Here is an 18,296-nt window from a genome sequence, read left to right on the forward strand (position 1 = left end):
TCAGTAGACGACCACCGAACGGATGGACTCGCCCTTCTTCATCAGGTCGAAGCCATCGTTGATCTGATCGAGGGTGAGCGTATGGGTGATCAGGTCGTCGATGTTGAGCTTGCCCTCCATGTACCAGTCCACGATCTTCGGCACGTCGGTGCGGCCGCGGGCGCCACCGAAGGCCGAGCCCTTCCAGACCCGCCCGGTGACCAGCTGGAAGGGACGGGTGGAGATCTCGGCGCCGGCTTCGGCCACGCCGATGATCACGGACTGGCCCCAGCCCTTGTGGGTGCATTCCAGCGCCTGGCGCATCACCTTGGTGTTGCCGATGCATTCGAAGCTGTAGTCGGCGCCGCCGTCGGTGAGCTGGACGATGTGATCGACCACGTTTTCGACATCGTTCGGGTTGATGAAGTGGGTCATGCCGAACTTGCGGGCCATGGCTTCGCGGCCGGGGTTGAGGTCCACGCCGATGATCTTGTCGGCGCCCACCATCTTGGCGGCCTGGATCACGTTGAGGCCGATGCCACCCAGGCCGAACACCACCACGTTGGCCCCGGCTTCCACCTTGGCGGTGAACAGCACGGCGCCCACACCGGTGGTCACGCCACAGCCGATGTAGCAGACCTTGTCGAAGGGCGCGTCATTGCGGATCTTCGCCAGGGCGATCTCGGGCACGACGATGTAGTTGGAGAAGGTGGAGGTGCCCATGTAGTGCAGGATGGGCTTGCCGTCCAGGCTGAAGCGGCTGGTGGCGTCGGGCATCAGGCCGCGGCCCTGGGTACTGCGGATCTTCTGGCACAGGTTGGTCTTGCGCGACAGGCAGAACTTGCACTCGCGACATTCCGGCGTGTACAGCGGAATGACGTGGTCGCCGGTGCGCAGGGACTTCACGTCCGGGCCCACATCGACGACGACACCAGCGCCTTCGTGGCCGAGGATGGCCGGGAACAGGCCTTCCGGGTCGGCACCGGAGAGGGTGTAGTAGTCGGTATGGCAGATGCCGGTGGCCTTGATCTCGACCAGCACTTCGCCGGCCTTGGGGCCTTCCAGGTCAACGGTCTCGATGCTCAGGGGGGCGCCGGCCTTCCAGGCAACGGCTGCACGGGTCTTCATGGGGAGTTCTCCTTGGGGAAGGGTAGATTCAGAGTTGTTTTTCGTCGCGGATGCGCTTGCCCACGGCGGGGGGATGATAGGCCCCCATGGCGCGCAGCAAGGCATACACATTGTCTTCAACCAGCAGCAGACCGCGGTTCTCGGTCTTCATGAAACCTTCGCCAACACCCCGGTCCATCATCTGGATCAGGGGCTGGTAATAGCCTTCGCAGTTGAGCAGGGCCACCGGCTTGTTGTGGAAGCCCAGCTGGGCCCAGGTGAGGATCTCGAACAGCTCCTCGAAGGTGCCCAGACCGCCGGGCAGGGCGATGAAACCATCAGCCAGTTCGGCCATGCGGGCCTTGCGCGAGTGCATGGAATCCACCACTTCAAGCCGGGTCAGGCCTTCGTGACCGACCTCCCACTCCAGCAGGGCGCGGGGGATCACCCCCACCACCTTGCCCCCCGCCGCCAGGCAGGCGTCGGCGATGATGCCCATCAGGCCCACGTTGCCGCCGCCATACACCAGCTCGATGCCCCGCTCGGCAAACGTCTTGCCCAGGGATTCGGCAGCGGCACGATAGGCCGGATTGACGCCCGGGCGGGAACCGCAGAAGACGCAGATCCGGCGCATGTCAGAAGGGGCCCCGGGCCAGCCAGCGCTCCAGCTGGGGCAGGCGGTCATTGCCCCAGAAGCCTTCACCTTCGACGATGAAGAAGGGCGAACCGAACACCCCCCGGGCTTCCGCCAGATCGATCTCGGCCTTCAGGCGGGCCTTGGTGGCCGCATCGGAGAAAGCGGCGGAGACATCGTCCCGGTCGAGCTTGAGGGTGTCGGCAATCTCCAGCAGCACCGCCGTCTCGGCAATGTTGCGGCCATCAACGAAATAGGCACGGAACACCGCATGGGCAAAGGCGCGGGCATCGTCCGGGCTTCGGTCACTGAGCCACTGGAAGGCGCGGGCGGCATGCTCGGTATGCACCGGGTAAGGCACGGGCTCCTTGAAAGGAATGCCGAAGAAGGCGGCCGAACGCTCCACGTCGCGCTTCACATATTCGGTACGCATCAAGGCGGCGGGGATCTTCATGCCGCCCTGGGGCTGAAACTGGGCATCCAGCACAATGGCGTGCCACATCACGGCCCGGTCATGCTTTGCCCCCAGGGCATCGATCTGCTCGGAGGCCAGATAGCCGTAGGGCGAGGAAAAGTCGAAATAGAAATCGATGGGTGCAGACATGGGGTCTCCGGAATTCGGGGGGGTCGGAAATGCGCACTCAGCATTATCCATGGCAGCCCGCCCGGCGGGGCGGGCAACACGGGGCAGGCAGCACCCCTGCCCCGGGCGCGCTCAAAAGCCGCCTTCAGCCAGCCAGCGCTCCAGCTGGGGCAGGCGGTCCGCCCCCCAGAAGGCCTCACCATCGACGAACACGAAGGGCGAGCCGAACACGCCGCGGGACAAGCCGAGATCCACCTCTGCGGCCAGGCGGGCCTTGATCTCGGTGCCGGCCAGCACCGCCGACAGCTCGTCGCGATCGACATCCTGGGCCGATGCCAGATCGAGTACGGTGCCCAGATCGGAGATATTCACGTCGTCTACGAAGTAGGCACGATAGGCCGCCAGACCAAAGGCCTTGGCCCGCGCCGGGTTGCGGTCATTCAGCCACAGGAAGGCCCGCGCGGCATGCTGGGTGGGGATGGGGAAGACGCTGGGCTGCCGGAAGGGCAGACCGAAATAGCGGGCCGAGCGTTCGATGTCGTGGAGCGAGTAGGCGCCCTTGAGGGGAATCGTCGGCAGGGGCGCCAGGCCCGTGACCTTGAAGGTCACCCCCAGCAGAAAGGGGTGCCACAGCACCGTGCGCCCGTAGCGGGCCGCCAGCGCGTCGATCTTCTCGGCCGCGAAATAGCCGTAGGGTGAAGAAAAGTCGAAGTAGAAGTCGATGGGCGCAGCGGGCTGCACGGGCTCGGTCATGACACAGGTCTCCGTAGCGTGCCCCGAGGGGGCAAAGGGATCGTCCGGGTAAGGCAGCAGCGGCCCGGCTCAGGCCTCAAGGGCCTCGAGCGCCCCGAAGTAGCGTTGCATGAGGTCCTCGCGGCGGCTCACGTTGATGCCCAGATCGCGGATCAGGCCGTCCTTCAGGCCATACACCCAGCCATGCACGGTCAGGCGCTGACCCCGCTTCCAGGCATCCTGGACGACGACGGTCTGGCACACATTGACCACCTGCTCAAGGGCATTGAGCTCGCACAGGCGATCGTGCCGCATGTCCGGGGGCAGCAGATCGACGCGATCGAGGTGCTTGACGTGCACGTCCTGCACATGGCGCAACCACAGATCCACCAGGCCCACCCGCTCGCGCTGCAGCGCGGCACGAACGCCGCCACAGCCGTAGTGCCCCACCACCATGATGTGCTTGACCTTCAGCACATCCACGGCGAACTGGATCACCGACAGACAGTTGAGGTCGGTATGCACCACCACGTTGGCGACGTTGCGGTGCACGAACACCTCGCCCGGCAGCAGGCCGATGATCTCGTTGGCCGGCACGCGGGAATCGGAACAACCGATCCACAGGTACTCCGGGGCCTGCAGGGTGGACAGCTTCTCGAAGAAACCCGGGTCCACCTGGCGCATCTTGCGCGACCAGGCCAGGTTGTAGTCGAAGAGATGAAACAGGTTCTCGTTCTGGACTTCGGTCTCCGACCAGTTCTCCAGATCGAGGGCGAGGAACATGGTGCCCTCTACGGGCGTCGGGTAGTAGGCCGGCGCTTCGGTGAAACCCAGCTCACGGTAGAGCTTCACGGCGATGCGCATGGCCGGCAGGGTGTCCAGCATGATCTTGCGGTAACCGAGGGCCTTGGCCGCCTTGATCGCCGCAAGGGCGAGCTCGCGGCCCACGCCATTGCCCCGCAGCTCCGGCTCGACGTACAGGCGCTTCATCTCGCAGATGCCTTCGGTGGCCGGGCGGAGACCGACGCAACCGGCGGGCCTTCCGTCCAGTTCGGCGAAGAACAGGCGCCCTGTCGGCGGCGCATAGGCCCCCGGCAGCGAGGCCATTTCCTCGGCAAAATTCTGATAGCCCAGATCGACGCCCAGCCAGCCCGCGTAAGTGCGGAAGAACTGCCGGACGTGCTCGATCTCGGCATGGTCATGCTCATCAAGGATGCGAAGGGTTACAGCCATCGATCACTCTTCCTTCAATGGGAAACAGCCCGACACGATACCCTGCCACGCCATTCGTTTCATCACGAACGTGCGCCGCTGCCTCCTCTTCAGCTGCCTTTCTCCTTGCGCCCGTGCATGGCCATGATGGTCTGCTGCATCACTGCGCAGAGCGTCCATTGCTCGGCCTTGATGGCAAAGACCTCGGCCTTGGTGATGATCAGGGTGCGCCCCGAACGGATCACCTCGCCCCTTGCCACCAGGCGCTCGCCGTCGGCCGGTGCGATCAGGTTGAGCTTGTACTCCACGGTCAGCACGCTGCTGTCGGCCGGGGTCAGGGTGTTGGCGGCGTAACCGGCCGCCGAGTCGGCAATCATGCCCACCACGCCACCGTGGATGAAGCCGTGCTGCTGGGTGATCTCGGCCTTGAACGGCAGGTGGATCTCGGTGTAGCCGGGCTCGACCACCGCCAGCCGCGCACCGATCAGGGCCATGGCCTGCTGGAGATCGAAGCTGGCGCGCACCCGAGCAGCGTAGTCGGGGTCACGGGGATGGAAAGGCTCCAGGGGCGGGCGGGTCATGACGGGTCTCCTCGGGTTCGATCTGCTTCAAATGGCAGCTTCAGGTTTTTTTAACGTTTACGTAAACGTAACTTTAATGGTAAAAAATCAACTGCCCTCACGCAACCGGGCGACCAGTTCGGCCCGTGCCTCGGCAGCGCCTTCGGGATTTTCGGCCAGCAGCTCGCGGCATTGCTTTTCGAGCATGCCGATTTCGCCGAGGACGGCGATGATGTCCTCGCGCTGCTGCTCGATGGCCCGCCGGCGTTCGGCGAGCACGGACAGGAAGCGGCTCAGTTGCTGGGTGGAGTTGCGCACGCCGTCATACATGCCGAGCAGCTCGCCGATCTCGGCCAGCGACAGGCCGAGCCGCTTGCCGCGCAGGATGAGGCGCAGCCGGGTGCGGTCACGCTTGGCGTAGATGCGGTTGCGCCCGGACCGGGTCGGCGCCAGCAGGCCCTCGTCCTCGTAAAAGCGGATGGCCCGCGGGGTGATGCCGAATTCACGAGCGAGCTCGGTAATGGTGTAGGTTTCTTCCTGGCTCATGGGTCCGGCGAAAACGTGCTGACACAAAGAAAACGAGGGCCAGTAAAGCAGATTTCGCAGCCTCCGGCAACGCGGCCAAGCGAAACGACTATCCGTACAAACAGGAGAACAGAACGATGACCCCGACACTGGAATACCCATTCGACACCCTCCCCCCCACCGGGGAGACCCGTGAGGTGGCACCCGGCGTGCACTGGATCCGCATGCCCCTGCCGTTTGCCCTCAACCACATCAACCTGTGGCTGATCGAGGATGGCGACGGGGTGGTGATCGTCGACACCGGCTACGGGCTCGACGCCAGTCAGGACGCCTGGAACACCATCCTCGCCGGCCTCGGCCGGCCGGTGACACGGATCATCGTCACCCACTGCCATCCCGACCACCTGGGCCTGGCCCAGTGGTTGTCGGAGAAGACCGGCGCCCCGGTGACCATGACCCTGGGCGAATACCTCGGTGGCCACGCCCTGTGGAACCAGCTGCCCGGCTACAACACGACCGCCATGGTCGCCCAGTTCCGTCAGCACGGCCTCGACGAGGAACGCTGCACCGCGCTGGCCAGCCGCGGCAACGCCTACAAGCGTGGCGTGCCGTCCCTGCCGGCCAGCTACGACCGGGTCATCGACGGTGACAGCCTGAACATCGGCGGTCGCGACTGGAAGGTGATCGTCGGTCACGGCCACTCGCCCGAGCACATGTCATTGCATTGCGAGTCCGCCGGCGTGCTGATTTCCGGCGACATGCTGCTGCCCCGCATTTCCACCAACGTGAGCGTTTTTGCCGCCACGCCGGATGACGATCCGCTGGGGCGATTCCTCGATTCGATCCGCAGTTTCAAGCAGTTGCCGGTAGCCACGCTCGTGCTACCATCCCACGGGAGCCCGTTCCGCAACATCGGTTTGCGCGTGGATCAGCTCATCGAGCACCACGACGACCGCTGCGCGGAGCTTCTCGCCGCCTGTGCCGTGCCACGCTGTGCCGGGGAGCTTCTTGCAACCCTGTTCCCGCGAGAACTGGACACGCATCAGGTCATGTTTGCCATGGGGGAAGCCATCGCCCACCTGAACCATCTCGCGCGCAAAAGGGAGGTGTGCCGGTCAGTGGAAAGCGATGGGATTGTCCGTTTCATCAAAAGCCATCAATAAAGGAGAACCCGAGAATGGCTGCGCCCGAAAAAGAAGTCGCCAAGTCCGAACTGCCGGACCCCAAAGAAGTCGCCAAGACCTACGCTGAAGTTGCGCAGCGGGCCTCCAAGCTGCTGGCTGATCACATCCAGAAGCAGGTCAAGAAGGGCATCAGCGCCCCCGCCGACGAACTCGGCATCGCCCAGGCCTTCATGGACATGATGGGCAAGCTGCTGGCCAACCCCTATCGCCTGGCCCAGGCCCAGATGAACCTGGTGTGGGACTACTTCTCCCTGTGGCAGCACTCCATGATGCGCCTCACTGGCGTCGGCTCCGGCAGCCCGGTGGCCACCCCCGCCAAGGACGACAAGCGCTTCAAGGACGAAGAATGGCAGGAGCACTTCCTGTTCGACTTCATGAAGCAGTCCTACCTCATCGCTGCCCGTCACATCCATGACACCGTGAGCAGCGTTGACGGCCTGGATGATCAGAGCCAGAAGAAGGTCAATTTCTACACCCGTCAGTACATCGACGCCCTGTCCCCCTCCAACTTCGCCCTGACCAACCCGGAAGTGTTCCGCGAGACGGTCAAGAGCCACGGTCAGAACCTCATCAAGGGCCTGAACAACCTGCTCCGCGACGTGGAAGACGGCGGTGGCAACCTGCGCGTCAAGATGACCGACACCACGGCTTTCGAGCTGGGCAAGAACGTCGCCACCACGCCGGGCAAGGTCGTCTTCCAGAACGACATGATGCAGCTGCTGCAATACACGCCGAGCACCCCCGACGTGTCCAAGCGCCCGCTGATGATCGTGCCGCCGTGGATCAACAAGTTCTACATCCTCGACCTGCGCGAGAAGAACTCCTACATCAAGTGGTGTGTTGATCAGGGCCACACCGTCTTCGTGATCTCCTGGGTCAACCCGGACGAGCGCCAGGCCGAGAAGAGCTTCGACTCCTATCTGCTGGAAGGCACCCTGGCCGCGGTGGACGCCATCGTCGAACAGACCGGCGCCAAGGAAATCAACGCGGCCGGCTACTGTCTGGGCGGCACCCTGCTGGCCACCACCCTGGCCTACATGGCCGGCAAGAAGGACAAGCGGATCGCCTCCGGCACCTTCTTCACCACCATGACCGACTTTGCCGATCCGGGCGAGCTGGGCGTGTTCATCGACGAAGGCCAGGTCGCCAGCCTCGAGAAAAAGATGTTCGAGCGCGGTTACCTGGAAGGCTCCGAGATGGCCGGCACCTTCAACATGCTGCGTGCCAACGACCTGATCTGGTCCTTCGTGGTCAACAACTACCTGATGGGCAAGGACCCCTTCCCCTTCGATCTCCTGTACTGGAACTCCGATTCCACGCGCATGCCGGCGAAGATGCACAGCTTCTACCTGCGCAACATGTACATGAAGAACCTGCTGAAGGAGCCGGGCGGCATCGAGATCGGCGGCGTGGCCATCGACCTCTCCAAGATCAAGGTTCCGACCTACTTCATCTCCACCATCGAAGACCACATCGCCCCGTGGAAGAGCACCTACTCCGGTGCCCGCAACTTTGGCGGCAACGTACGTTTCGTGCTGGGCGGCTCCGGCCACATCGCCGGCATCGTCAACCCGCCGGCGGCCAACAAGTATGGCTACTGGACCAACCCTGCGGCCAAGCTGCCCGCCACCGCCGACGAGTTCTTCGCCGGCGCCGAGCAGCACCCGGGCTCCTGGTGGACCGACTGGCAGGCCTGGCTGCTTGGCCAGGACGCCACCAAGGTTCCGGCCCGCGACCCCGTCGCCGGCAACCTGAAGGTGCTGGAAGACGCACCGGGCTCCTATGTGAAGGCTCGCCTGGACGCCAAGAAGGCCGCCTGATCGCGGTAACGCTGCAAAGGGCAAGGGGGCTTCGGCCCCCTTTTCCTTTTGCATTTCACCCTCTCCACTCCGACCTGCCGTGGCCACCTACCCCCTCGAAGCCCCCCTGCCCCATGGATTTCCGGTCATTCTCGACACCAATGTGGTGCTGTCCCTGTGGATGTTCGAAGACCCGGCCCTGCTTCGCCTGCGCAACGCAGTGGAAGCCGACGCCCTGATGCTGTTTACCCGTGAGGACTGCCTGACCGAGCTGACCCGCGTGCTGGCCTATTCACAGTTCAAGCAGCCCCCCGAACGCCAGCTCGAAATCGCGGCCGTCTACCGCGCCCGCTGCACGCTGATCGAGACCATCGAAGCGCCCGCCTGCGAACTTCCCAACTGCCTGGATCGGGACGACCAGAAGTTCCTGGAGGTAGCCCGTGACAGCAAGGCCTGCGCCCTGCTGAGCCGGGACAAGCTGGTACTCAAACTGGGGCGGCGACCGGTGATTGCCAGCCGCTTTGCCATTCTCACTCCGGAGCGCTTCCAGGCCCTGCTGCCTTGACCCACGGCAGAGCCACAAAAATTAACATGACATGCAATACCCCTCCACCCTGAGCCGTTAGACTGGTGCTCCCCCTTCACCACGGAGTTCCTCCATGGCCATCGACACCAGTAGCCTCGACGTCGGCACGCTCGTCACCACTTACCTGATTCCCCTTGGCTGGAAGCTTGCAGGTGCCATCGCCCTGTGGATCATCGGCGGATGGGTGATCAACCTGATCGGCAACCTGTCCAGCCGCGGGATGACCCGCCAGAAGGTCGAACCCACCCTCGTCCGTTACGTGGAAGCCACCCTGCGCGTGATCATGCGCATCGTGCTGGTCATCGTCATCCTGTCCGTGTTCGGCATCGAGACCACCAGCTTTGCCGCCCTCATCGCCGCAGCCGGCGTGGCCATCGGTGTGGCCTGGAGCGGCCTGCTGTCCAATTTCGCGGCGGGCGCCTTCCTGATCATCCTGCGTCCCTTCAAGGTGGGTGATTTCATCAGCGGCGCCGGCATCACCGGCACGGTGAAGGAGATCGGCCTGTTTGCCACCAGCATCGACCAACCCGACAACGTGCGTACCACCATCGGCAACAACAAGCTGTTCTCCGACAACATCGTCAACTACACCCTCAACCCCTGCCGCCGGGTGGATCTGACCGCCCAGATCGCCCACGCGGTCGACCCCTCCCAGGCCATGGCGCTGATCCGCGCCCGCATCGTCCAGATCCCCAACGTGCGCACCGATCCGGCGCCCGACGTGGAGATCCTGGAATTCAATGCCGCCGGTACCAAGCTGGTCGTGCGCCCCTACTGCCACAACGACCACTACTGGCAGGTCTATTTCGACACCAACAAGGCCCTGGCAGAAGTCGGCGCCGCCAATGGCTGGCCGATTCCGGCGCCCCATCAGGTGCTGCGGCAGCCGTCCTGAGACCGAGGCCAGTCCATTCAACGCCCACCACCCGGTGGGCGTTTTTCATTCCACGGCCAGGCTGCGGCGCAGGGCCGCCAGGTGCTGCAGGCCTTCAATCGCCCGACTGCCGTACCAGGACGCCATCTCTCCGTCGATCAGGCTGGCCCGCAAACCCGAAAGGCGCCCGACCTCCTCCACGTGACGCTCGCGGAAACGATAGGGCTCCGACGACAACAAGACCCGCTGCACCTCCGGGAGCCAGGGCGCATCCCACTCAAAAGCCGGGTAACGGGGTTCCGTGAGCAGTGGGCAGGTATCCCAGCCCACCGCCGCCAGGGTCGCGGCGATATAGGTGCTCTGGGCCACGGTCATCCATGGCTCGCGCCAGATCAGGTAGAGCACCTTCTCCCGCGGCAAGGCCGCTCCCACCGCCCGGGCCTCGGCCAGGGCCGCCTCCAGGGCTGCCGTCAGTCGTGTCGATTCGGTGCGCCGATGGAAGATCGCCCCCAGCAGGCGGTACACCGACAGATTGTCCTCGGGCGTGCAGGGATGGGTGACGATCACGTTCGGCACGAAAGTGGCGATCTCCTCCACGCAGTCCCGCCGGTTCTCATCCACATTGACGATGATGTGGGTGGGCGCCAGGGCCCGCAGGCGCTCGAGGTTCACGTCCTTGGTGCCCCCCACCTTGGTCACGGCCTTCAACACGGGTCGGGGGTGGATGCAGAAACCGGTGCGGCCTACCAGCTGCGGCGCAAGGCCGAGATCGCACACCAGTTCGGTCAGTGAAGGCACCAGGGAGACGATGCGGGCCGGGCCGTCACACGGAAAATGACGCTGCCCGGCAGCATCGATCATCACTTCATCAAAGGTATCGGTCATCATTGTCAAAGTATCTCAAGACCCGCGCCGTTATTGGAACCAGGCTTACACCCGGCCACTCTGAAAGCACACGGCCCACGCACATGGAGAAGAACATGAAGATCGGCGTTCCCAGGGAAACCAAGAACCACGAATATCGGGTCGGCCTGACACCCGGCGCAGTCCGGGAAGTCGTGGCCCACGGGCACGAGGTGTGGGTCGAGTCGGGTGCCGGTCACGGCATCGGCGCCAGTGACAGCGACTACGAGCGCGCCGGTGCCCACATCGCCCTGAGCGCCGAGGAAGTCTTCGAGCAGGCCATCATGATCGTCAAGGTCAAGGAGCCCCTCCGTGACGAACGCGCCCGCCTCAAACCTCACCATCTGCTGTTCACCTACCTCCACCTGGCACCCGATCCGGGCCAGGCCGAAGAGCTCATCGCCAGCGGCGTCACAGCGATCGCCTACGAAACAGTCACAGCTCCGGGCGGCAGCCTGCCCCTGCTCGCCCCCATGTCCGAAGTGGCCGGGCGGATGAGCATCCAGGCCGGCGCCTCAGCTCTGGAAAAATCCCACGGCGGCCGCGGCGTACTGCTCGGCGGCGTACCCGGCGTGGAACCAGGCCGGGTGGTGATCCTGGGCGGCGGCACGGTGGGCAACAACGCTGCCCACACTGCCGTCGGCATCGGTGCGGACGTGACCATTTTCGACAAGTCACTGCCCGTGCTGCGCCACCTGGACGAAGTTTACGGCGGACGGGTGAAGACCCTCTACGCCACCCAGGACGCCATCGAACGCCTGGTACTGCAGGCCGATCTGGTCATTGGCGCGGTGCTGATTCCGGGTGCCACCGCCCCCAAGCTGGTCACCCGGACCATGCTGGGTGCCATGAAACCCGGAGCGGTGATCGTCGATGTGGCCATCGACCAGGGGGGCTGTTTTGAAACATCCCGGCCGACAACCCATGCCGATCCCACCTATCTCGTGGACGGTATCGTGCATTACTGCGTGTCCAACATGCCCGGCGCGGTCGCCCGCACGGCCACCTATGCCCTCAACGCCGCCACCCTGCCCTACGTGCTGGCCCTGGCCGACAAAGGCTGGAAGGAGGCCCTCAAGGACGACGCCGGCTTGCGGGCCGGCCTCAACATCTGCAATGGCAACGTGACCCACCCCCAGGTGGCCGAGGCCCTGGGCAAAAAATACCTTCCGGCCATCACCCAGTTGGGCTGAAGCCCCGCAAGCAGGCTACAGGGGCAAGCCGCGGGGCTTGCGCCCGGCCCGGGCAAAGAGTCGGTCGAATACGGGGTTGGGCAACAGGCGCAACAGCTTGGCGACCCAACCCATCTGCCAGGGAATCACCGTGTAGCTGACACCGGCCTCGATGGCCCCGGCGAAGCGCGCCGCGGCCTGATCCGCAGGTATCAGAAAAGGCATGGGGTAGGAATTGACCGCCGTCATCGGCGTCTCGATGTAGCCCGGCGCGATGGTCACCACCCTGACACCCGTGCCATGGAGCTCGACCCGCAGGCTTTCCAGGTAGGCGATCACGGCCGCCTTGGACGCGCTGTAGGCCCCCGCGCCGGGCAGGCCACGGATGCCGGCAACAGACGCGATCCCCACCAGTCGGCCCTGCCCCGCGGCACGCAGGGGCGCCACAAAGGGCTGGAAGGTGGCCACCATGCCCAGCACGTTGGTCCGCAGGACCCGCTCGAAAGCCGCCAGATCATCGACCATCTCGGTCAGGGTGCCCACCGACACCCCGGCGTTGGCGATCACCACATCGGGCAGCCCGAAGCGGGCCATGAAGTCGGCCGCGGCGCCGCCCAACGCCACCGGATCAGCGACGTCCAGCCCATACACGGCGTGCTTTCCCGGCAGGCTGGCCACCAGTGCCTCAAGGGTCGCAACGCGCCGGCCGACCAACCCCAGGCTCGCGCCCCGGGCAGCATAGTGGCGCGCCAGGGCTTCACCGATGCCGCTGGAGGCACCGGTTATGAAGACACGAGAGGCAGGATGCGTGATTACTTGCGACCCTGTTCGCCGCGCGCCCGGGCGATCAGCTGATCGGCCACCTTCAACGCAGCTTCGTGGGAGCCGGCAATGGACCCCGAGGTGAAGTACTTGCCATCCACCGCCAGGGTCGGCACGCCCTGGATCTTATAGTCGCGGCCGAGCTTCTCGATGCGCTGCATGCCGACCTGCACGCCGAAGGAGCGGTAGGCATCGGCAAACTTCTTGCTGTCGACCCCCTTCTTTACCGCCCACTCCTGGGCAGCGGCCTCGGTGTTGAGGGGCAGCTTGTCCGTCTGGACCGCATCGAAGACCTGCGGATGCAGCCGCGCCAGGTCGCCGGTAGCCGCCAGCGTGAGATGCAGCTTGGCCAGGCCGGCCAGTTGCGGACTGCCCCAGGTGACAGGCACCTGGCGGAAGATCACATCGGCCGGCAGCTTCTTGACCCACAGCTCCAGTAGGGGATCAAAGGCCTTGCAGTGGGGGCAGCCGTAATGGAAAAACTCGAGCACCTCGACCTTGCCCTTGGTCTCCGTGGGCTGGGGAGGATTGATCGCCTCGAACCCACCCCCCTGGGCACCGGCGGGCAGACCAAGGCTGCCGAGGGCGGCAAGGGCAGACAGTTGCTTGAGGACATCACGACGCTGCATTACGGTTTCTCCTGGTTCGGCCAAAGGACTCATTGAGCGGCGGTGGCCGGCTTTGGTTCCTTCGGCTTGATCTTGATGATGGCCGCGTTGATGCCGCTGGACGACAGCTGCTGCCGGGCCCGGTTCATCTCTTCCTGCCCCAGGTAGGGGCCAACACGCACCCGGTGCACCGTACCCTTTTCCGGCAGCTCCACCTTCTGCACGCTGGCCTCCACACCCATCAACGCAAGACGCGCCTTCAGGTTGTCGGCCTCGGACGGATCTTCGAAGGAGCCGGCCTGGAGGAAGAAGCGCTCGGGGACGGCCGGCTTGTCGAGCAGGGCCGCTTCGGCCTTGGCCCGCTCCGCGTCATCGGGCTTGCCGTCTGCCTTGTCGGTCTTTTCGGGCTTGACCGGCGGCTTGACGACTTCCGTCGTCTCCTCGGGCTTGGTCGGGGCCGGCAGGGCATCGGAGCCCTTGGGCAAGACGTTGTAGAAATCGAAACGGGGTTTTTCCACCGGCTTGTCGCCAGCCTTGCCGGGCAGGGCAATGGGCTCGCCGCCCTGGGGCTTGGGCGGCGGCGGCGGAACCGGCCGCTCCTCCTGCTTCGGCTTCTGGAAGGGGGACGCCGCCGTGAAATACAGCGCAATCCCCGCCGCCACCAGCGCGCCGAGAATCAGGCCGACAAAGATGCCGACCAGGGTACTGCCGCGGCTGCCCGATTTGGGCTTCTTGGTCTGCAGGCGTGGCTTGAGATCGCGACTCATGAACGACGGGTCCGGGAATTACATGGAATCGGGAGCGGAAACCCCCAGCAGCCGCAGGCCATTGCGGATGACGTGACGCACGGCAGCGGCCAGGGCCAGGCGGGCAAGCTTGAGGCCTTCATCGTCCACCAGCATGCGCTCGGCGTTGTAGTAGCTATGGAACTCGCCGGCCAGATCCTTGAGGTAGAAGGCGATCTGGTGCGGCGCGTAATCGGCCGCGGCACTCTGGACGACCTCCGGGAAGGCGGTGAGGCGGGCGCACAGGGCCAGTTCGCGCTCGTTGTCGAGGCGCGCCAGATCGGCCTCGGCCAGGTCGGCCAGCACGCCGTTCCACTGGTTGAGCACCGAGCACAGGCGGGCGTGGGCGTACTGGATGTAATACACCGGGTTCTCGTTGCTCTGGCTCTTGGCCAGGTCGAGGTCGAAATCGAGGTGCTGGTCCGCCTTGCGCAGCACGTAGAAGAAGCGGCAGGCGTCGTTGCCGACCTCCTTGCGCAGCTCGCGCAGGGTCACGAACTCGCCGGAGCGGGTGGACATGGCGGCCTTCTGCCCGTCGCGATACAACACGGCAAACTGCACCAGCGCCACGTCGAGCTTCCCGGGCGGCAGACCGAGGGCTTCGAGGGCGCCCTTCACGCGGGGGATGTAGCCGTGGTGGTCGGCGCCCCAGATGTCGATGATGCGGTCGAAACCCCGCTCGTACTTGTTGGCGTGGTAGGCGATGTCGGAGGCGAAATAGGTGAACAGGCCGTTCTCGCGTTGCACGACACGGTCCTTCTCGTCACCGAAGGCCGTCGAGCGGAACCACTTGGCGCCGTCCTGCACGTAGATGTGCCCGGCGGCTTCGAGGGCGGTGACCGCCTTTTCGACGAGACCGGTATCGAACAGGGAGCGCTCGGAGAACCACTTGTCGAAAGTGACGCCGAACTCGCCGAGGTCTTCACGACCATCGCCGAGCTGCTCGGTCAGCGCAAAGCCGTGCACCCAGGCGTAGTCGGAGCCAAGGAGGTTCTTGGCATTGGCGATCAGGGCGTCCAGGTGACCTTCCTTGTCGGCCTCGACGCCCGGTGCACCGGCCAGCACATCGGCCGCACTGACCTTGGCAAAGCGGTCGGCATGGCCTTCCTTGATCTGGGCGGCCATGTCCTTCACGTAATCGCCCTGGTAGGCGTTGGGCGGGAAGGGAATGGCGATGCCGAAGAGGTCGAGATAACGCAGCCAGGTGGACAGGGCCAGGATGTCCATCTGCCGGCCGGCGTCATTGATGTAGTACTCGCGGGTCACCTCAAAGCCGGCAAAGTCGAGCACATCGGACAAGGACGCACCATAGGCAGCGCCGCGCCCGTGGCCGACGTGGAGCGGCCCGGTAGGATTGGCGGAGACGTACTCCACCTGCACCCGGACGCCCGTCTTGACGCCCCGGCCATAGGCCTCGCCGGCGGCCAGCACGGCGCCGACAACGGCAGTCTTGGCGTCAGCCACCAGGGTGAAATTGATGAAGCCGGCACCGGCCACTTCGGCCTTGGCAATCAGGCCCGAGGCAGGCAGTTCGGCCAGCAGCAGGTTGGCCAGCTCACGCGGATTGCGCTTCAGGGGCTTGGCCAGTTGCAGCGCCAGATTGCTTGCGAAGTCTCCGTGCCCGGCCTGCTTCGGACGCTCCAGGTTGATCGGAGTTTCCGCCTGCTCGGGCGCCACGCTGAGAAGGGCGGCACGGAGGAGGTCGGCAAGCTGGGTCTTGGAATCGGCGCTCATGGGGAATACTGCGACTAAAAGCACAGGATTATAGCCAAGCGCCGGGCAAACCGGCGGGAAGGCAGGCTTTTGGCCGTAACAAAGTACAACGGACATGACAAAATCAGGTGGCCTGCCCTAATCTACCGACCGTGGAGCCCCCGGCCACCAACCGAGTCCCGAGCAAACCGTGAGCATTCGCCCCCTGCATGCCGTCGCACTTGCCCTAGGCGTCCTGGTCAGCCTGCCGGTCAGCGCTGAATCCCCGACCCTGCACTGGCCTCTCCCCCTGCCTGCCGGCCACCCCTGGCGCATCGTCGATCTGCGCGAAGGCAACGGCATCCGCCACGAGGAATACATCCCCCGCGGCCAGGGCATCGAAGACTACCGGGACCGCATCGTCGTGCAGCGCATGGCCTCCCAGAACCTCAACCCGGAGACCTACCTGGCCCACGTTTCGGCCGGCCTGCGCGCCCATTGCAGCGAGCTGACCACCAGTGGCCTGTTCGCCTCCGAACGGGACGGACTCCCGTCTGCAGCCCTGACGGTCTACTGCGCCCGCTTCGCCTCCCGCAGCTATGGTTACGTGGTGGCCCAGAAGGCCGTCCTCGACGGCGAACACCTGTTCGTGGTCGAACGCGAATGGCGTCTGCCGGCCTTCAGCATCGACGCCACCGGCCTGCCCCAGTTCGACCCCGGATCCACCGGCGGCGACGAGAACATCGGGAAGGAAATCCGCCTGGCCGTCCGCTGGCTCGTGGAGCAGGTTCAGCCAGGCACAGAGATCGCCGCCCCTGCCCCCCCACCCCCACCGGCCCCACGCTCCAAGCGCCGCCCCTGAGCCCGGGCGCTCCGGCGCGCCGGCTTTGCGCGCCCTGGCTTTCCGGGCACAATCCGCGTTTTCCTCATCGCCATCTGCCGTGCGCCTCTTCCGACTCGTCAAGATCATTTCCGTCAGCCTGAAATACGGGCTCGACCAGATGATTCTCTCCAACGAGCCGTCCGGCCGGCTGGCCTGGCTGGCGAGGCTGACCCGCTTTCGCCGGACCTTTGACGAGCCCTCGGGTGCCCGCCTGCGTCAGGCCCTGGAATCCCTCGGCCCGATCTTCGTCAAGTTCGGGCAGATGCTGTCCACCCGCCGCGACCTGCTGCCGCCCGCCATTGCCGAAGAGCTGGCCCGCCTGCAGGACCGCGTGCCGCCTTTCACCAGCGCCGAGGCCCTGGCCCAGCTTCAGGAAGCCTATGGCAAGCCCGCCGACGCGGTATTCGCCCGCTTCGACCGGGAGCCCATCGCCTCGGCCTCCATCGCCCAGGTGCACTTCGCGCAGCTGCCCGACGGCACCGAGGTGGCGGTCAAGATCCTGCGCCCGGGCATCGCTCCGGTCATCGCCCACGACCTGGCCCTGCTTGACGTGGCCGCCACGGTGCTCGAGAAACTGTGGCCCGAAGGCCGCCGCCTGAAGCCCCGGGAAGTGGTGGCCGAGTTCTCCAAGTACCTGCGCGACGAGCTCGATCTGATGCGCGAGGCCGCCAACTGCTCCCAGCTGCGGCGCAACTTCAAGGACTCCGAGCTGCTGGTGGTCCCCGAGGTGCACTGGGACTTCTGCACCACCAACGTGATGGTGATGGAGCGCATGAAGGGCGTGCCCATCTCCCAGCTCGATGCCCTCAAGGCCCACGGCATCGATCTCAAGGCCCTGTCCCGGGCCGGCGTGGAGATCTTCTTCACCCAGGTGTTCCGCGACGGCTTCTTCCATGCCGACATGCACCCCGGCAACATCTTCGTGGCCACCGACGGCCCCACCCGCGGGCGCTACATCGCCCTCGACTTCGGCATCATCGGCAGCCTCAACGACTCCGACAAGAAATACCTGGCCACCAACTTCCTGGCCTTCTTCCAGCGCGACTACCGGCGCGTGGCCCTGGCCCACATCGAGGCCGGCTGGGTTCCAGCACACACCCGGGTAGACGAGTTCGAGGGCGCCATCCGCGCCGTCTGCGAACCCATCTTCGACCGCCCGCTCAAAGACATCTCCTTCGGCAAGACCCTGCTGCGCCTGTTCCAGACCGCCCGGCGCTTCGAGATGGAAGTCCAGCCCCAGCTCGTACTGCTGCAAAAAACCCTGCTCAACATCGAGGGCCTCGGCCGCCAGCTGGACCCGGACCTCGACCTGTGGAAAACCGCCAAACCCTTCCTCGAACGCTGGATGAACGACCAGATCGGCTGGCGCGCCCTGCTGCGCCACTCCGCCGACGAGGCACCCGCCTGGGCAGCCACCCTGCCCCAGTTGCCACGCCTGATCCATCAAGCCCTGGCCGCCCCCCGGGACGACGGCACCCGGGCCGAGCTGGCGCGCCTGGCCACCGAGAGCCGGCGCACCCGGGCCTGGCTGATCGCCTGTGCATTCCTTCTCACCGGCCTCGCGGCACTCGAGGCCTGGCACTGGCTGCACTGAACAAAGGGCGACATCCCCCGCTCCAACGGGCGTAAGGGCGCCACTCCCGGCCCCCCGACCTG

Annotated in this window: 19 protein-coding genes; 7 read left to right on the forward strand and 12 right to left on the reverse strand. The window is 65.2% G+C overall.

Annotation, left to right across the window (positions count from 1 at the left end; all coding sequences use genetic code 11):
- The 7 genes from L6Q67_RS05325 to L6Q67_RS05355 all read right to left on the reverse strand — a co-directional run bounded on the left by L6Q67_RS05325 (position 1) and on the right by L6Q67_RS05355 (position 5,353).
- On the reverse strand, positions 1-1,107 hold the full coding sequence (locus L6Q67_RS05325) for an S-(hydroxymethyl)glutathione dehydrogenase/class III alcohol dehydrogenase (protein WP_296566398.1): 1,107 nt from the start codon (positions 1,105-1,107) through the stop codon (positions 1-3).
- Positions 1,108-1,135: 28 nt separating this feature from the next.
- The gene (locus L6Q67_RS05330) at positions 1,136-1,720 is read right to left on the reverse strand and encodes a TIGR00730 family Rossman fold protein (protein WP_296566400.1); all 585 of its coding nucleotides are present in this window, start codon (positions 1,718-1,720) and stop codon (positions 1,136-1,138) included.
- A 1-nt stretch (position 1,721) separates the two neighbouring features.
- The gene (locus tag L6Q67_RS05335; protein WP_296566403.1) at positions 1,722-2,324 is read right to left on the reverse strand and encodes a 2-hydroxychromene-2-carboxylate isomerase; all 603 of its coding nucleotides are present in this window, start codon (positions 2,322-2,324) and stop codon (positions 1,722-1,724) included.
- A 111-nt stretch (positions 2,325-2,435) separates the two neighbouring features.
- Positions 2,436-3,056 (reverse strand): 2-hydroxychromene-2-carboxylate isomerase, encoded by a 621-nt coding sequence (locus L6Q67_RS05340; RefSeq protein WP_296566406.1) that lies wholly within the window; start codon positions 3,054-3,056, stop codon positions 2,436-2,438.
- Between the two features lie 69 nt (positions 3,057-3,125).
- Positions 3,126-4,268 carry a carbonate dehydratase gene (can, locus tag L6Q67_RS05345; protein WP_296566408.1) on the reverse strand — a complete coding sequence of 381 codons (1,143 nt, stop codon included), beginning with the start codon at positions 4,266-4,268 and terminating at the stop codon, positions 3,126-3,128.
- Positions 4,269-4,357: 89 nt separating this feature from the next.
- Positions 4,358-4,828, reverse strand: a complete 471-nt coding sequence (locus L6Q67_RS05350) for a PaaI family thioesterase (protein ID WP_296566410.1) — start codon at positions 4,826-4,828, stop codon at positions 4,358-4,360.
- Positions 4,829-4,915: 87 nt separating this feature from the next.
- Positions 4,916-5,353, reverse strand: coding sequence for a MerR family DNA-binding transcriptional regulator (locus L6Q67_RS05355; RefSeq protein WP_296566413.1), 438 nt, complete (start codon positions 5,351-5,353; stop codon positions 4,916-4,918).
- A 116-nt stretch (positions 5,354-5,469) separates the two neighbouring features.
- On the opposite strand from L6Q67_RS05355, the gene L6Q67_RS05360 reads away from it, so the two are divergent.
- The 4 genes from L6Q67_RS05360 to L6Q67_RS05375 all read left to right on the forward strand — a co-directional run bounded on the left by L6Q67_RS05360 (position 5,470) and on the right by L6Q67_RS05375 (position 9,796).
- The gene (locus tag L6Q67_RS05360) at positions 5,470-6,495 is read left to right on the forward strand and encodes an MBL fold metallo-hydrolase (protein WP_296566416.1); all 1,026 of its coding nucleotides are present in this window, start codon (positions 5,470-5,472) and stop codon (positions 6,493-6,495) included.
- A 14-nt stretch (positions 6,496-6,509) separates the two neighbouring features.
- Positions 6,510-8,336 (forward strand): class I poly(R)-hydroxyalkanoic acid synthase, encoded by a 1,827-nt coding sequence (locus tag L6Q67_RS05365; protein WP_296566419.1) that lies wholly within the window; start codon positions 6,510-6,512, stop codon positions 8,334-8,336.
- A 79-nt stretch (positions 8,337-8,415) separates the two neighbouring features.
- A complete protein-coding gene (locus L6Q67_RS05370; RefSeq protein WP_296566422.1) occupies positions 8,416-8,880 on the forward strand; it encodes a putative toxin-antitoxin system toxin component, PIN family in 465 nt (154 codons plus the stop codon).
- Between the two features lie 94 nt (positions 8,881-8,974).
- The gene (locus L6Q67_RS05375) at positions 8,975-9,796 is read left to right on the forward strand and encodes a mechanosensitive ion channel family protein (protein ID WP_296566425.1); all 822 of its coding nucleotides are present in this window, start codon (positions 8,975-8,977) and stop codon (positions 9,794-9,796) included.
- 45 nt (positions 9,797-9,841) lie between these two features.
- Here L6Q67_RS05375 and L6Q67_RS05380 read toward each other — a convergent pair whose 3' ends face one another.
- On the reverse strand, positions 9,842-10,660 hold the full coding sequence (locus tag L6Q67_RS05380) for a helical backbone metal receptor (protein ID WP_296566981.1): 819 nt from the start codon (positions 10,658-10,660) through the stop codon (positions 9,842-9,844).
- 95 nt (positions 10,661-10,755) lie between these two features.
- On the opposite strand from L6Q67_RS05380, the gene ald reads away from it, so the two are divergent.
- On the forward strand, positions 10,756-11,871 hold the full coding sequence (ald, locus tag L6Q67_RS05385; RefSeq protein WP_296566429.1) for an alanine dehydrogenase: 1,116 nt from the start codon (positions 10,756-10,758) through the stop codon (positions 11,869-11,871).
- A gap of 15 nt (positions 11,872-11,886) precedes the next feature.
- Here the strand turns inward: ald and L6Q67_RS05390 are convergent, their stop codons facing one another.
- The 4 genes from L6Q67_RS05390 to argS are packed head-to-tail and all read right to left on the reverse strand — an operon-like array spanning position 11,887 to position 15,799.
- Positions 11,887-12,663: an SDR family oxidoreductase gene (locus tag L6Q67_RS05390; protein WP_296566984.1), complete on the reverse strand. Its 777-nt coding sequence runs from the start codon at positions 12,661-12,663 to the stop codon at positions 11,887-11,889.
- On the reverse strand, positions 12,663-13,301 hold the full coding sequence (locus tag L6Q67_RS05395; protein WP_296566435.1) for a thiol:disulfide interchange protein DsbA/DsbL: 639 nt from the start codon (positions 13,299-13,301) through the stop codon (positions 12,663-12,665). The genes L6Q67_RS05390 and L6Q67_RS05395 overlap by 1 nt, the downstream gene beginning before the upstream one ends.
- A 29-nt stretch (positions 13,302-13,330) precedes the next feature.
- Positions 13,331-14,047 (reverse strand): SPOR domain-containing protein, encoded by a 717-nt coding sequence (locus tag L6Q67_RS05400; RefSeq protein WP_296566437.1) that lies wholly within the window; start codon positions 14,045-14,047, stop codon positions 13,331-13,333.
- 18 nt (positions 14,048-14,065) lie between these two features.
- Entirely contained in the window at positions 14,066-15,799 is a 1,734-nt protein-coding gene (argS, locus tag L6Q67_RS05405) for an arginine--tRNA ligase (RefSeq protein WP_296566440.1), read from the reverse strand.
- 169 nt (positions 15,800-15,968) lie between these two features.
- On the opposite strand from argS, the gene L6Q67_RS05410 reads away from it, so the two are divergent.
- On the forward strand, positions 15,969-16,619 hold the full coding sequence (locus L6Q67_RS05410) for a hypothetical protein (protein ID WP_296566442.1): 651 nt from the start codon (positions 15,969-15,971) through the stop codon (positions 16,617-16,619).
- A 79-nt stretch (positions 16,620-16,698) separates the two neighbouring features.
- Positions 16,699-18,234 (forward strand): ubiquinone biosynthesis regulatory protein kinase UbiB, encoded by a 1,536-nt coding sequence (gene ubiB, locus L6Q67_RS05415; protein WP_296566445.1) that lies wholly within the window; start codon positions 16,699-16,701, stop codon positions 18,232-18,234.
- The last annotated feature ends 62 nt before the right edge of the window (positions 18,235-18,296 follow it).

The organism is Zoogloea sp. (assembly GCF_023150065.1).
Classification (GTDB): Bacteria; Pseudomonadota; Gammaproteobacteria; order Burkholderiales; family Rhodocyclaceae; genus Zoogloea.